Source organism: Catellatospora sichuanensis (genome assembly GCF_007483665.1).
GTDB classification, from domain to species: domain Bacteria; phylum Actinomycetota; class Actinomycetes; order Mycobacteriales; family Micromonosporaceae; genus Catellatospora; species Catellatospora sichuanensis.
The window spans coordinates 221,823-236,351 of sequence record NZ_VIQO01000014.1 but is presented as its reverse complement, the minus strand read 5'-3'; the positions used below and the strand labels follow the sequence as shown (position 1 = coordinate 236,351).

The 14,529-nt window shown below is 71.2% G+C and carries 12 protein-coding genes; 7 read left to right on the top strand and 5 right to left on the bottom strand.

What is annotated here, in order from left to right; genetic code table 11:
* Positions 1–13: 13 nt before the first annotated feature.
* On the bottom strand, positions 14–946 hold the full coding sequence (locus FLL47_RS27760) for a phosphotransferase enzyme family protein (protein ID WP_246158741.1): 933 nt from the start codon (positions 944–946) through the stop codon (positions 14–16).
* Positions 947–1,084: 138 nt separating this feature from the next.
* On the opposite strand from FLL47_RS27760, the gene FLL47_RS27755 reads away from it, so the two are divergent.
* Positions 1,085–1,834, top strand: a complete 750-nt coding sequence (locus FLL47_RS27755; protein ID WP_144123822.1) for an SDR family NAD(P)-dependent oxidoreductase — start codon at positions 1,085–1,087, stop codon at positions 1,832–1,834.
* Between the two features lie 31 nt (positions 1,835–1,865).
* On the opposite strand, the gene FLL47_RS27750 is transcribed toward FLL47_RS27755, so the two are convergent.
* Complete coding sequence (locus FLL47_RS27750) at positions 1,866–3,215, bottom strand: serine hydrolase domain-containing protein (RefSeq protein ID WP_144123820.1); 1,350 nt, start codon at positions 3,213–3,215, stop codon at positions 1,866–1,868.
* Between the two features lie 167 nt (positions 3,216–3,382).
* Here FLL47_RS27750 and FLL47_RS27745 point away from each other — a divergent pair, with 167 nt between their 5' ends.
* Genes FLL47_RS27745 through FLL47_RS27735 form a run of 3 tightly spaced genes read left to right on the top strand, consistent with a single transcriptional unit; the run spans position 3,383 to position 6,311 of the window.
* Entirely contained in the window at positions 3,383–3,727 is a 345-nt protein-coding gene (locus tag FLL47_RS27745; protein ID WP_144123818.1) for a YciI family protein, read from the top strand.
* Between the two features lie 3 nt (positions 3,728–3,730).
* Positions 3,731–4,981, top strand: coding sequence for an RNA polymerase sigma factor (locus FLL47_RS27740; protein ID WP_144123816.1), 1,251 nt, complete (start codon positions 3,731–3,733; stop codon positions 4,979–4,981).
* Between the two features lie 49 nt (positions 4,982–5,030).
* The gene (locus tag FLL47_RS27735) at positions 5,031–6,311 is read left to right on the top strand and encodes a cytochrome P450 (protein WP_144123814.1); all 1,281 of its coding nucleotides are present in this window, start codon (positions 5,031–5,033) and stop codon (positions 6,309–6,311) included.
* A gap of 113 nt (positions 6,312–6,424) precedes the next feature.
* On the opposite strand, the gene FLL47_RS27730 is transcribed toward FLL47_RS27735, so the two are convergent.
* Positions 6,425–8,908, bottom strand: coding sequence for a transglycosylase domain-containing protein (locus FLL47_RS27730; RefSeq protein WP_144123812.1), 2,484 nt, complete (start codon positions 8,906–8,908; stop codon positions 6,425–6,427).
* A gap of 178 nt (positions 8,909–9,086) precedes the next feature.
* Positions 9,087–9,857 (bottom strand): MFS transporter, encoded by a 771-nt coding sequence (locus FLL47_RS27725; RefSeq protein ID WP_144123810.1) that lies wholly within the window; start codon positions 9,855–9,857, stop codon positions 9,087–9,089.
* Positions 9,858–10,169: 312 nt separating this feature from the next.
* Here FLL47_RS27725 and FLL47_RS27720 point away from each other — a divergent pair, with 312 nt between their 5' ends.
* The 3 genes from FLL47_RS27720 to FLL47_RS27710 are packed head-to-tail and all read left to right on the top strand — an operon-like array spanning position 10,170 to position 13,440.
* The gene (locus tag FLL47_RS27720) at positions 10,170–11,366 is read left to right on the top strand and encodes a PP2C family protein-serine/threonine phosphatase (protein WP_144123808.1); all 1,197 of its coding nucleotides are present in this window, start codon (positions 10,170–10,172) and stop codon (positions 11,364–11,366) included.
* Positions 11,363–12,991, top strand: a complete 1,629-nt coding sequence (locus tag FLL47_RS27715; RefSeq protein ID WP_246158707.1) for a sensor histidine kinase — start codon at positions 11,363–11,365, stop codon at positions 12,989–12,991. Before FLL47_RS27720 ends, FLL47_RS27715 begins: the two co-directional genes overlap by 4 nt.
* Positions 12,988–13,440, top strand: coding sequence for a response regulator (locus tag FLL47_RS27710; protein ID WP_144123806.1), 453 nt, complete (start codon positions 12,988–12,990; stop codon positions 13,438–13,440). The genes FLL47_RS27715 and FLL47_RS27710 overlap by 4 nt, the downstream gene beginning before the upstream one ends.
* Here FLL47_RS27710 and FLL47_RS27705 read toward each other — a convergent pair.
* On the bottom strand, positions 13,409–14,365 hold the full coding sequence (locus FLL47_RS27705) for a phosphatase PAP2 family protein (protein WP_144123804.1): 957 nt from the start codon (positions 14,363–14,365) through the stop codon (positions 13,409–13,411). The two genes, FLL47_RS27710 and FLL47_RS27705, sit on opposite strands and share 32 nt — an antisense overlap.
* Between the last annotated feature and the right edge of the window lie 164 nt (positions 14,366–14,529).

The window sequence follows — 14,529 nt, the reverse complement described above, 5'->3', positions numbered from 1 at the left end:
CCGGGCGGCCGCGTCAGTCGACGCGGCCGTCCCGCAGCAGGGAGTCGAGCAGTTCGCGGGTGTGCGGCTCGTCGAGGACCTCGCTGATCCACGCGGCGGATTCGGCGCGCCGCGTGGAGCGTGCGCTGGGCTGAAGCCAGTCGGTGGCGGCGATCTCCGTGATGTGCCCGAGCTGCGCGATCAACATCGAGAAGTGCCCGCGCCGGCTCACCGCCCCCGGCCCGCCCGCCTGCCGGTAGGCGTCGGTCAGCGCCCGGACCCGGCCCGGGTCGGTGCGGGCGAACTCGAACAGCAAGCACCCGAGTTCCTGACTCGGGTCGGCCGGGCCGCTGTTCTCCCAGTCGATGACGCACACACCGCCGTCCGCGGCGGGCAGGACGTTGTCTGCCCACAGGTCGCGGTGACAGGTCCGCAGCGCCAGCGGCGGCTCCAGCCACGACTCCAGCGCCACCAGCTCGTCGCGCAGGTCGGCCAGCCGTCCGGCGAACGGAGCCCCGGCCGCGAACAGCTGCCGGACCAGCTCGTCCCAGCGGCCGGCGCCGACGGGTTCGCGATACCACGGGTCCACCGGCCCGTCTTCGGTGAACGGCACCCGGTGGACGGCGGCGACCACCGCACCCACCAGCGCTGGATCGAGGCCGGGGTCGGGCGCCTTCAGATCCACCCACTCATACACTCTGACCTGCGTGTTCCCCACGATGGCGAACACGGTCCCCGCCACCGTCCGGCGCACCTGCGGTGTCGGCACCCCGGCAGCGTGGGCGGCCTCATGGAACGCGGTCGCCGAACGCATCCTGTCCTCGCTGGTCGGGTGGAAGGGCACCTTGACCGCCCAGCGGCCTTCGGACGTCTCCAGCCGCCAGACGGCACCCTGGCGGCCCTTCGCGACCGGACCGTCCGACAACTTCGCACCCGTACCGAGATCGAACCGCGCGGCGATGTCCATGGCATCCACGGGTCCACTCCAGCACACCGACGCGCCGCCCGCAGTCTCGCTGCGCCGAGGACCGCGGTGACGGACGTCGCAGGGTCCAGGCCGCCGGCTGGTTGGTCGACCAGCGCGTGCCCTGGCAGGATGATCGACATGACTGGGCGCGCAGTGCTGGTGACAGGAGCCTCCCGAGGTATCGGAAAGGCCGTGGCGGAAGCGTTCGCGGGCGGCGGGGACCGGGTGGCGATCCATTGTCGAGAGTCGGTCCGCTCGGCGGAGCAGCTGCGGGACTCGCTGCCCGGCGACGGCCACGTGGTGGTCCAGGCCGACCTGGCGGACCCGGAAGCGGTCCGCGCCATGGTCGACGGTGCGGCGTCGGCACTCGGCGGACTCGACGTGCTGGTCAACAACGCCGGTGTGTTCACCCCGCACCCGATCTTCGACACGTCGTACGAGGACTGGCAGCAGCAGTGGCGGGTCACCCTCGACACCAATCTGGTCGGCGCGGCCAACGTGATCTGGTGCGCCGCACGGCACATGCGGGAGGGCGGCGGCCGGATCGTCAACGTCTCCTCGCGCGGGGCGTTCCGCGGCGAACCAGGCCAGGTGGCTTACGGCGCGAGCAAGGCCGGGCTCAACTCGCTGACCCAGTCGCTTGCGGTGGCGCTCGCCCCCTACGGCATCGCCGTCGCCGCGGTCGCGCCCGGATTCGTCGAGACGGACATGGTCAGCGACCACCTCAAGTCCGACCGCGCCGACGAGATCCGGGCGCAGAGCCCGTTCCGCCGGGTCGCCCAGCCGGAGGAGATCGCCGCCGCCGTGCACTGGCTCGCCTCGCCGCAGGCGGAGTGGGCAGCAGGCACGATCATCGACCTCAACGGCGCGTCGTACCTGCGTACCTGATCCGCGCGGCCCACCGGCCGGGCTCCGGCGGTCAGCCGACGGCCTTGGCGAGGGCGTCGGCCACGGCGACGCGGGCCGGGTCGGGATCGGCCCAGCTCCAGTTGGGGTGGGCGCGGTTGGTGAGCAGGGCGAGCACGAGCCTGCGGGTGGGGTCGACGACGAGTGAGGGTCCGGCGAAACCGGTGTGGCCGAAGCTGCGGGCACCGGCGAGCCGACCCATGAACCAGCGCTGGTCGAGCACGACGCCGAGGCCGTGCGCGGAGGTCCGGTTGGGGCGTTCCGGGTCGACGGCCGGCTTGCCGGTGTTGGCGTTGGTGAGCATCTTGCGCACGGTGGCTTCGGCGAGGATGCGTCTGCCCCGGTGGACGCCGCCGTCGAGGAGGAGCTGCCCGATCGCGGCGACGTCGGCGGCGCTGGCGAAGATGCCGGCGTGTCCGGCGATGCCGCCGAGCTGGTTGGCGACGTCGTCGTGGACGGTGCCGCGCAGCAGGCCGCGGGACGAGCGGGCGTCGGTGGCCACGAGCCGGGTGCTGCGCGCACCGGCCGACAGCCAGGTGTTCGGCATGAAGCCGGTGTCGCGCAGCCCGAGCGGGCCGCTGAGGTTGGTCTTGAGCGCCTGGTCGAGACGTTGGCCGGTGACCTTCTCGACGATCTTCCCGGCGACCATGAGGCCGACGCTGGAGTAGCGGAACGTGCTGCCGGGGGTCGCCCCGGAGACCAGGGGAGTGGCCAGCACCGCCTTCCACCGCGCGGCGCTGTCGGGCAGGCCGGCGACCTTCGCGCCGACGGGCAGGCCGCCGGTGTGGGTGAGCAGCATGGCGACGGTGACCGCGTTCTTGCCGGTGCCGGTGAACCCGGGCAGGTACTCGACGACGGGTGCGTCGAGCGCGACCCTGCCCTTGTCGACCTGCTGCAGGAGCAGGATCGCGGTGTAGACCTTGGTGATCGAGGCCAGGTCGAAGATGGAGTCGGGGCGCATGGGCACCCGCCGGTCGGCGGGGAGCAGTTTCGGCCCGGCGTCGTAGCGCACGGCCTCGCCGACGGCGGTGTGCACGGTGGTCCTGCCGTCGACCAGGACCAGGGCGACCGCTCCGGGGAAGCCGTGGTGCTGCACGGTCTGCGAAGTCGCCGGCAGATGGCGGCGAAGTGCCCTGGTGACGTCGGCGGCGTACGCGGCCTGGTTCGAGGGTTTTGCCGAGACCGAGGGGCTCGGTGAGCTCGTCGGGGTCGCGCTCGGTGGGATCAGGTCGGCGGCTTCGGGCGCGACGTCGGGCTCGACCCAGGCGGGTGTCCTGCCCGGCTCGGGCCCGCCGCATCCGGTGACGGCTGCGCCCACCGCGGCCAAACCGGCTCCCAGCAGCGTACGCCGATCGACGAACATGAGGAGATGATGGCACTTCGACCGGAACCACGCCAGTTCTCCAAGGGCAGGGTTCGTTGCACGATCGGGCCCTGCCCGGAGAGTTTCGGGGTGGGTGTCGATCCGGGATCACCCGGATCATCGGAGTTGTGAGGGACCTCCTCAGCCACCGTTCGAAAGGCATCGTCATGACCCAGTACCTGATCCTCATCTACAACAACGAGGCGCAGCTCAACGCGGCGGACGCCGCTGAGGTCGAGCAGATCCACCAGGCGCACGGCCGCTTCGCCCGGGCCCACGGTCCGAGCTTGCGCGGCGGCGCCCGCCTGGCCGACAGCGTCGCCGCGACGACGATCCGCACCGACGGCACCGGGGCGCAGACGGTGACCGACGGGATGTTCCCCGAGACGAAGGAGGTGCTCGGCGGCTACTACGTCGTCGAGGCCGCCGACCTCGACGAGGCGATCAGGATGGCCAGGCTCCTCCCGTCCACCGGCGGCGGCGTCGAGGTCCGCCCGATCGTCCCGTCCTGACCCGTGCCCGCGCTTCCGTCCCAGGCCGAGGTCGAGAAGGCCGTCGCCACCGCGCACCACGAGGAGTGGGCCTACGTCCTGGCGGCCACGACCCGGGTGGCGCGCGATCTCGACCTGGCCGAGGACTGCGTGCAGGACGCCTACGCCCAGGCGCTCGTCCACTGGCCGTCGACCGGCATCCCGGCCCGGCCCGGCGGGTGGCTCACCACCGTGGCCACCCGCCGGGCCCTGGAGATCCAGCGCCGCTCGGGGGTGCTCGCCCGCAAGCTGCCGTTGCTCGTCGTCCGGGAGGAGGCGGAGCAGGACACGGCCGACGGGTATCCCGATGACCGGCTGCGTCTGATCTTCACCTGCTGCCATCCCGCCCTCGCCCGCGAGACGCAGCTCGCCCTCACCCTCCGGCTGGTCGCCGGGCTCGCCTCCGCGGAGGTGGCCCGGGCCCTGCTGGTCAAGGAGACGGCCCTGCAGGCCCGCATAACCCGGGCGAAGAAGAAGATCCAGCAGGCCCGGATCCCGTACACGGTGCCGGGGCCCGAGGAGCTGCCCGAGCGGGTCGACGCCGTGCTCGACGTCATCCACCTCGTCTACGTCGGCGGGCACACCGCGACCGATGGGCCGCAGCTCGTGCGCGACGGCCTGTCCGCCCGCGCCGTCGAGCTGGCCCGCATGCTCGACATGCTGCTCCCCCGGCGCGCCGACGTCCAAGGGCTGCTCGCGCTGTTGCTGCTGAGCGAGGCGCGCCGCCCGGCTCGTGTCGACGCCGACGGGCGCCTTGTCCTGCTGGAGGATCAGGACCGTGCCCGGTGGGACCGCGGGCTCGTCGACGAGGGCACGGCACTGCTGCGTACCGCGCTGGAGCATGTCCCCGTGCACCGCCATACCGTGCTCGCGGCGATCGCCGCCGTCCACGATGAGGCCCCGACCTGGGCGGCGACCGACTGGCCGCAGCTGCTCGGCCTGTACGACCTGCTACTCGCGAGGTGGCCGTCGCCGGTCGTCGCGCTCAACCGCGCCGTGGCGGTCTCGTACACCGATGGACCGGAGGCCGCACTGGCGATCGTCGAAGACCTCGCCGCCTTCCCGGTTCTGGCCGCGTATCCCTATGCCGCGGCAACACGCGCGGACCTGCTGCGCCGACTCGGACGCCGGGCCGACGCGGCCACTGCGTACCGGGAGGCCGCCCTGCTCACCGCCAACGCGGTCGAGGGGAGGTTCCTGCTCGAGCGTGCCGCCGCCTGCGAGGCGAGGCCATGACGTCCGCTCGACAAGAGTCCATGATGGACGGTGACAGAAGGAGGATGCCATGGAGGCACACCACCCGGACGCCGTCCGCGACCTGACCTCACGACCGACGATCGAGCTCGACCATCACGGCGCGGACTACCGCGACCGGTGGCAGGAGATCTCCGACGGCAACGTGGCGTCGTGCCCGGTCGCGCACACCGCCGCCTACGGCGGGACCTGGGTCGTGTCCGGCTACGAGCCGCTGGTGGAGGCCCTTCGCGACCACAGCGTGTTCTCCTCCTTCCAGGACCACACCGACCCGACCGGACCGATGCGGGGCACCAGCAACCCGCCGATCCCGTATCTGAACGTCCCGCAGGAACTGGATCCGCCGCTGCACACCGTCTACCGGCGGCTGCTCAACGGACCCCTGTCGCCGGAGCAGTCCCGCCGCCGCGAGCCGTTCATCCGCCAGGTCACCGCCGCCTGCCTGGACCGCTTCACCGAGAAGGGGCAGGCGGATCTGGTCGGCGAGCTGACCAACCCCGTCCCGGCGATCGTCACCCTCGGCATCCTCGGAATGCCGCTGTCGGACTGGGAGCGTTATGCCGGGCCCATCCACCTGCTGACCTACTCGCCGCCGGGCAGCCCGACCTGGACGGAGGCGATGGCCGCGGTCGGCGAGATGATGGCGGTGCTGGGTGCGCTGGTCGTGGCCCGCCGTGCCGAGCCCGCCGACGACCTGGTCAGCGTGCTGGCCACGGCCACCGGCGACGACGGCGAGCTGCTGCCGCTGGACCACGTCATCTCGACCGCGGGGCTGGTCGTCGCCGGGGGAGTGGACACCACCACCGCCCTGGTGTCGCACGCGCTGCACTGGCTGCACCGCAACCCCGCCGAGCGGGACCGGCTGATCGCCGATCCGGTACTGCTGCCGACCGCCGTGGACGAGTTCCTGCGCGTGCTGGCCCCGGTGCAGTTCATGTCGCGTACGGCCACCCGCGACGTGCAGCTCGGCGGTCAGCGCATCGCGGCGGGCGAGCGGGTGATGCTCGCCTTCGCCGCCGCGAACCGGGACCCGGCCGCCTTCGACCGCCCTGCCGAGATGCGGCTGGACCGCACCCCGAACCGGCACGTCGCGTTCGGTTCGGGGGTGCACCGCTGCGTCGGCGCGCACCTGGCGAAGGTGGAGGCGGTGGTGATGCTGGACGAGATCCTGCGCCGCATCCCCGACTACGTCATCGACGAGCAGGCCACCCGGCGTTACCCCTCCATCGGCGCGATCAACGGCTACATCGGCATGCCGGCGGCCTTCACGCCGACCCCCGCGGTCGGCGCGGCCTTCCCGGAGGGTGCTTGAGGCGGGGTCCGAAACCGCGCCGACCGATGACGTGATCGAGATGTCGGCTGCGCTGCCGACGGGGTCGAGACGCGGCGGGCCGCTCACCGGGACCGGGGAGCGGCCCGCCGCCGTCATCCGTCGAACGCCGCCGCCGTGTTCGGCGGCGGTGGCGAGGTCGGCCCGTTGCCGGGGTTGCCGGGGCTCGGCGGCGGTCTGGGCGGGGCGCTCGGCTTGGCCTTGCTGCCATTGCTGATCTCGATCACCACGACGCCGTTGCGGATCGTCCGGCCCGCCGGGCTGGTGCCGGCCGCGGTGCCCTTCGGGCAGTCCGAGTCGACCTGCTTGGGCGCGACCTCGGCCTTGAAACCCTTGCCGTTGAGGATCGACCGCGCCTGGGGCAGGGTCCGGCACCTGACCGCCGGGATGGCGACCTGCGATCCGGTGATCAACCGGCTGTTGCTGGGCCTCAGGAACGGGATCGACTGCTTGCCCTTCATCGCGTCGCGCAGTGCGTACTGCACCGCCGGGTTGATGACGCGGTGCGACATGGCGTGGTTGACCTGCGCCCAGTCGGGGTCGGTCTGGAAACCGGAGATGGCCAGCTGCTTGGTGGTGATGGTGAGCGTCACCGACTTGGAGTTGTCGGTGGTGCCGGTCTTGCCGGCGATGTGCTTGCCGATGATCTCGCGGGAGTCGCGGGCGGTGGCGCCCTGGCACTTGCCGTAGAGCGACCGGTCGCCGACCGGGCAGCGGGCCGCGTCGATCGCGGCGCGCGCCACGTCCACGGGGATGTTCTGCCTGCAGCGCTTGTCGCCGACGGCGAGCCTCTCGCCCTTGCTGGTCGTGATCGACTCGACGGGGGTCGGCTCGCAGTAGACGCCGTCGGCGGCCAGCGTGGCGAAGGCGTTGGCGATCTGCAGCGGGGTGTGGTCGGAGGCGCCGAGGGTGAACGGCCCCCAGCCGTCGGCGGCCTGGGTGGAGTAGTAGAAGTCGTCGAGGGTCGCCCGCGGGTTGTCGTAGAAGGTCAGGCCCATCCGCTTGGCGGTGTCGATGACCCGGGACCCGCCGGTCATCTCGAACAGCGGCACGAAGAACGTGTTGATGGAGCTGCCGAAGCCGTTCCACATGTTCTGCGGGCCGAAGTTGCGCCCGCCCGAGTTGGTCGGGCACCAGTAGCCGCCGCAGTTCGGCGAGCCGGTGATCCTCGTCCGGGAGACGTACGGCGCGCGGGTGTTGATGATCGTGGACAGCGGGTAGCCCTTCTCCAGGGCGGCCACCAGCGTGAAGATCTTCATGACGGAGCCGGGCTGGTAGCCGCCGATGTCGGGGCCGCCGGTCAGCAGCGGGTTGGTGGTGTTCGGGTAGCTGCCCCGCAGGCCACGGCGGGCCAGCGCCGGATTGGACGCCTTGCCGTTCTGCGGCTTGGTCTTGCTGTCGATCCGGAAGTTGCGGTTGGCCGCCAGCCCGCGCACCTTGCCGCTGCCGGGTTCCACGGCGGCGAGCAGCACCGCGTCGGACTTGTACTTCCACTTGCCGCCCGGCAGGTCCGGGTTCTTGTTCACCGAGCGGTCGATGCCGCGGTCCATCGCGGTCTGCGCGGTGACGTCGAGCGACGTGACGATGCGGAACCCGCCCGACTTCAGTGAGCGCTCGCGGTCGTACGGCGTGACCCCGAACACCGGCTGCTGGTTCCACCAGCGCTGGAAGAAGTCGCAGAAGAAGCCCCACTTGATGTTGGTGGACTGCACGCAGCCGTTCGGGGTGAACTTGCCGGTGACCTTCAGCGGCTCGAGCTGGGCCACCGCGCCCTGCTGCGCGGTGAGCGCGCCGATCTCCACCATCTCGGCGAGCACGTAGTTGCGCCGGTCCACGGCGAGTGACTGGCCCTTGAGGCTGATCACGTCGAAGTCGCCCGGAAATTTGACCAGCGCGGCCAGGAAGGCGGCCTCGGCGGCGGTCAGTTTGGCCGGCTCCTTGCCGAAGTACACCTGCGCCGCGGCGAAGATGCCGTACGCCCGGTTGCCGAAGTAGACCGTGTTGAGGTAGCCCTCGAGAATGTCGTCCTTGCTCATCCGCTGTTCGATGGCCATGGCGTAGCGCATCTCGCGGACCTTGCGCTTGGTGGTGTCCTCGGTGGCGTCGACGACCTCCTGCGCGGTGTCGGCCGAGTACGAGATGGACAGCCGGACGAACTGCATGGTCAGCGTGGACGCGCCCTGCTCCACGTCGCCGGCCTTCTTGTTGGCGATGTAGGCGCGGGCGATGCCCTTGATGTCGACGCCGTTGTGCTCGTAGAACTTCTGGTCCTCGGCGGCGAGCACGGCCTGGCGCACGACCAGCGGGACGTCGGCCAGCGGCAGGTCGCGCCGGTTCTCGTCGTACATGGTGGCCAGCAGGCTCTTGCCGTCGGACGCGTAGAGGTAGCTCAGCTGCGGCGAGCGCTTGACGATCAGTTCGTCGGGCAGCTTGCCGAAGGCGTCTCCGCCGACGATCGCGGCCATGCCGGACAGCGCCACGGCCGGGAAGACCGCCGCGGCGACCACCACGCCGGCGAGCAGGCCGCAGACCAGCATCGACGCAATGTTGAGCAGTGGGTTGCGGTAGCGTGAGTTCATCGGGTCACCACCTCAGGTCAGGTGCGTTGGCCCGCGCCCCCGCAAACCATGCCAGTTCGGGTGATCGGCGGGCAGCGCAGCGCACGGCCGAGGGTTTGCGCGCCGACGATCACTTTGAGAATGCGTCTGTCGCGCAAGTCACACAAGACTTTTCGGCGGGTCGCCGAAGACGGGCCGATCAGCTGAGTGCGTCCGCCTCCGTGCGCGCCCGCCAGCCACGCAGCAGCACCGCCGCGGACAACACACTGAGCCCCGCCAGCGCCCACCACAGGGCCGAGGGCATCCCGGTGAGCAGCGACGTCGCCAGTAACGGGGAAAGCGCGGTGGCGCCTCCCACGAAGAACTGGTTGAAGGCCAGGTAGGAGCCCTTCTGCCGGTCCGGCGGCAGGCCGGTGAGCATGACCAGGGCCGCCTGGGAGACGGCCAACTCGCCCAGCGTGTAGACGGCGATGCCCCCGACCAGCAGGGCGATCCGGACCCCCGGGTCGGCCCCGCCGGCGAGCAGGAGCGCCCCGTGCAGTGCGGTGTACGACAACCCGCCGAGGGCGAGCACCACCGCCGGGCGGAACAGGTCCAGCACCCGGCTCACCGGGAGTTGGAGCAGCGCCAGCATGGCCGTGTTGACGGCGAACAGCAGACCCACCGTCCACGACGGCATGGCCAGCTCGCGCAGCACGAACACCGGCATCCCGGTCTCCACCGCGAGTGCGGCCGTCAGCAGCACGGCGTTGGCCACCGCGACACGGATGAACGCGACGTCGCCCCACGGCGGGGCCGGCCGGCTCCGTGCGGGCCCGGCCGGTGCCGGGCCGGCGGGGATGACCGCGCCGGTGCTGAAATAGAGGCCGGCGGTCAGCGCCATGCCCGCCGCGTACACCGCACCCAGCGCCACGAAGCCCGAGGTCGTGTCCACGATGAACACGCCGGCGATGAGGGCGCCGAGTCCCATGCCCGCGTTTGAACACCACCCGGGACAGGGCGAGCCACCGGCTGGACTGGCCTGCCGGGGCGAGCCGCAGCGCGAGCAGCGGAGCGGCGGCGTTGTCCGCCCGGTTGCCCAGGGCGAGCAGGAAGCTGAAGATCGCCAGCGGAACCACGCCCGGCAAGGCGATGAATCCCACGAAGCACAGGCACCGGCGGGCCCGGCCGTGGGCCCGCTCCCGGCGGGTTGTGTTCCAGGGCTCGGCGCAGGCATGATCTGCAGTGCGGTGGAGGAAACCGTATTCATTGCCGACCTGGGGCACCGGACGTGAGGGCATCCATGTTCACCGCTGCATCCCTGCCGACCCAGCCGCGGGGACCGGCTCGGCTGACCCGGTTGCGGGTGCTGCTGATCGAGGACGACGAGGGCGACGCGTTCCTGGTCGAGGAGCTGCTGCGGGAGCAGGACGCGGCGATCCAGCTCACCGTTGCGCGCACCCTGCGCGACGCGCGGGCGCTGATGGGCGAGGTCGACTGCATCCTGCTGGACCTGGGTCTGCCCGACGCGCAGGGCATCGACGGCCTGCGCCGCGTGCTGGCCGACGCGCCCGGCACCGCGGTGTGCGTGCTCACCGGCCAGCAGGACACCCACATCGGCATCACCGCGGTCGCCGAGGGGGCACAGGACTATCTGGTCAAGGGCCAGGTCGACGGCGCGCTGCTGGAACGCGCGGTGCAGTATGCCGTCGAGCGCAAGTACGCCGAGGAGAACGCGCGCCGGCTGCGCGAAGTCGAGCTGCGCCAGGCCGAGTCGGCCCGGCTGGAACGCGGCCTGCTGCCCCAGCCGCTGATGACCACGGACAAGCTCGCCGTGCACACGTTCTACCGGCCGGGCCGGTATGAGGGGGTGCTCGGCGGGGACTTCTTCGACGTGGTGCAGACCAGCCCCGAGACGGTGCACGTGATGATCGGCGACGTGAGCGGCCACGACGTCGACGGCGCGGCGCTGGGCGTCGAGTTGCGGGTCGCCTGGCGGGCGCTGACCCTGGCCGGGGTCGCCCCCGAGCAGACGCTGACCGCGATGGAGCAGGTGCTCAGCAGCGAGCGCAGCCACCCGAGCACGTTCGCGACGATGGCGTTGGTACGCATCGACCTGGGCGCCTCGCGGGCGTCGTGCTGGCTGGCCGGGCACCCGCCGCCGCTGCTGCTGGTCGGCGGCCGGGCCGTGCCGCTCGACGTGCCGTACGGGCTGCTGCTCGGGGTGGGCGACGCGCCCCGCGAGCGGGCCGACACCGACCTGCCCGCCGACTGGTCGCTGCTGCTCTACACCGACGGCCTGGTCGAGGGCCGCCTGGGGGACAGCCCGGACCGGCTCGGCGACGAGGGCCTGGTCGGGATGTGCGCCACCCGGCTTGCCCGCGGTGACACCATGGAACGTCTGCCCGCGAGCCTGGTCGAGTCGGCCGAGACGCTCAACGGCGGGCCGCTTGCCGACGACGTCGCCATCGTCCTGCTGAGTAAGGAACCAACCTCGTGATCAAGCGCGTGCAGTTCACCCACCCGCGGACCTGGTCCCTGCGTGCCCGGGTGACGGCGCTGGCCACCGCCACTGCCGCGCTGCTGGCCGTGCTCGCGGTCAGCGCCGCGCTGCTGGCCACGGCAAACCTGGACCAGCTCGACGTGGTGCTCAACAAGACCGGCGTGCTGCGCCTGTCGGGCGAGCAGCTGGGCATGGCCCTGGTCGACCAGGAGACCGGCGTGCGCGGGTATGCGCTCACCGGAGACTCCGCGGACCTCGGCCCCTATCGCACCGGCCGGGAGGCCGAGGAGCGGCTCTACGAGACGATGATCCCGCTCCTGGCGGACGAGCCCGAGATCCGGGCGCAGCTGGAACGAGCCCGTGCCGCGGCCACCACCTGGCGTGCGACGGTCGCCGAGCCCGCCGTCACGGCCACCCGTGACCAGGGCCCCGAAGCCGGCCAACAGCTGCTCAACCAGGTCGGTGGGCGGGAGCGGTTCGACCAGGCACGCGAGCAGATCGCGACACTCCAGCAGGAGATCGTCACGCTGCGCAACGCCGCCGTCGCCGGCGTCCAGTCGGGCAGCGAGAACCTGGTCGTGCTGCTCATCGCGGCCGGCCTGGTGGTGCTGGTCATGGGTGCCAGCCTGGCCGTCCTGATCAACCGGATGGTCAGCCGGCCGGTGTCGGACCTCGCCGAGCAGATCCGGCACGTCGCCGACGGCGCGTACGACACGGAGATCGTCGCCACGGGTTCGCCAGAGTTGGAGCGACTGGGCCGCGACGTCGACGCGATGCGCCGCCAGATCGCCGCCGACCTCAGCGAGGTCCGCGAGGCCCGGCAGGCCGTCGAGGCGATCAACCAGCAGCTCCAGTTGCAGGCGTCCGAGCTCACCCGCTCGAACCGCGACCTGGAGCAGTTCGCCTACGTCGCCTCGCACGACCTGCAGGAGCCGCTGCGCAAGGTGGCCAGCTTCTGCCAGTTGCTGCAGCGCCGCTACGCCGGGCAGCTCGACGAGCGCGCCGACCAGTACATCCTGTTCGCGGTCGACGGCGCACAGCGGATGCAGCGCCTCATCAACGACCTGCTGGCCTTCTCCCGGATCGGCCGCAACACCAGCGGCTTCCAGCAGGTCTCCCTCGACACCGTGATGCGCGACGTCGCCGAGCAGCTCAACATCGAGGAGAAGTACGGCGCGGACGCCGTCACCTGGCACGACCTGCCGACGGTCGCGGGTGAGCAGGCGCTGCTGGAGACGCTGCTGGCGAACCTGGTCGGCAACTCCCTCAAGTTCCGCCGCACCGACGTGCCGGTACGCATCGAGGTCAGCGCGGTGCGCGCGGACGACTCATGGGACATCACGGTCAGCGACAACGGCATCGGCATCGAGGCCGAATTCGCCGAGAAGATCTTCATCATCTTTCAGCGGCTGCACGCCAAGGACGCGTATCCGGGCACCGGCATGGGACTGGCCATCGCCAAGAAGATCGTGGAATATCACGACGGCCGCATCTGGGTGGACGACTCCCGGGCCGAGGGCGCGGCGATCACGTTCTCGCTGCCGATCAGCGAGAATTCCGGCACGGCGACCCTGCCCGCCGTGCCGACCCAGCAGAACCAGCACGAGGAGCTGACCGCATGATTGGCGACGACAAGGGCGGCCGCCCCATCGAGGTGCTGCTGGTCGAGGACGACCCGGGTGACGTGCTCATGACGCGGGAGGCGTTCGAGGAGTACAAGATGCGCAACACCCTGCACGTCGTCAGCGACGGTGTGGAGGCGCTGGCCTACCTGCGCCGCGAGGGTGCGTTCGCCGAGGCCAACACCCCTGACCTGATCCTGCTCGACCTCAACCTGCCGCGCCGCGACGGCCGCGAGGTGCTCCGCGAGATCAAGAACGATCCCGACCTGTGCCGCATCCCGGTTGTGGTGCTGACCACGTCGCAGGCCGAGGAGGACGTGCTGCGCAGCTACCAGCTGCACGCCAACGCGTACGTCGCCAAGCCGGTCGACTTCGAGCGGTTCATCTCCGTCGTCAAGCAGATCGACGACTTCTTCGTCAGCGTGGTGCGCCTGCCCACTCGCCGCTGACCGGTCCGCGCATCCTGCTCACCAGCGCGTCGGCGGCCAGCGCCACCACCAGCCCGGCGGCGACGTCGGCCGTGTAGTGGTAGCGCGTATACACCACCGACACGGTGAGCAGGACCGTCGGCAGCAGCAGGCGGCGGAAGGCGGCCCGTCCCCATACGCGGCGGATCGCCAGCACGGCGGCCCACGCCCCGGCGACGTGCGCCGACGGGAAGCAGGTGCCGGCCGGGTCGGCGTGCGCCATCAGGAACTGCTGTGCCGGAGCCAGGACGTAGCCGGTCAGCACGGGCGGATCGAGCTGTCCGGCCAGCGAGTGCACCGGCCCCCGCACCGGCAGCACCAGGAAGCCCAGGTAGCAGGTGTACACGGCCGCGCTCACCGTGGTGACCAGCCGCTCCAGAGCGTCGAGCCGCCGGCGCAGGATCAGCAGCACCGGTGGCACCACGATGTACAGGTAGTAGCTCATGTAGGCGGCGTAGAGCAGCTCGGTGAGCGGCCGCCGAACGAGGCCGTCCAGCCACAGCGACGGGTGGCTCCCCCACACCGCCGCCTCGAAGGCGTTCATGGCGGTGTCGAGATACCTGCCGTGCACGACCAGCACCGTGGGTCCCACCAGGCTGTACGCCAGCGGCGCGAGGACCACGGGATAGGCCGTCCGCAACACGGACAGCGCCGTGACATCGGGCCGCCGGGCCTGCGCGGCGATCAGCAGGAGCACCGCGGCCGCCATCGCCGTGTACGCGAGCAGGTATGCCCACCAGTGCGGTACCCGGTCGTGTCCGGCCGCGACCAGGGTTGCCGCGACCGCCAGGTAGCCCAGCACGATCGCGTCGGCAGGACGCGGAGCGGAGGCGAGCCCGGGTGGTTTCCGAGGCTCGCGCCGAACGGTGGCGGTACGGACCGTAGCCGCTTCGTGAACGATGGCCACGGTTCGACAGTACGCCTAAACGACGCAACAAACGACGCAACTTAAGCCTACCGGGACAGCCCCTTATCGGGCATTAATCCATAAAACGCCAATTGACGTCGAAAACACTCGACCTCTCGGTAGGCAAGAGCTGCTATCCGCAATGGACGGACGGCCCGTCGGCG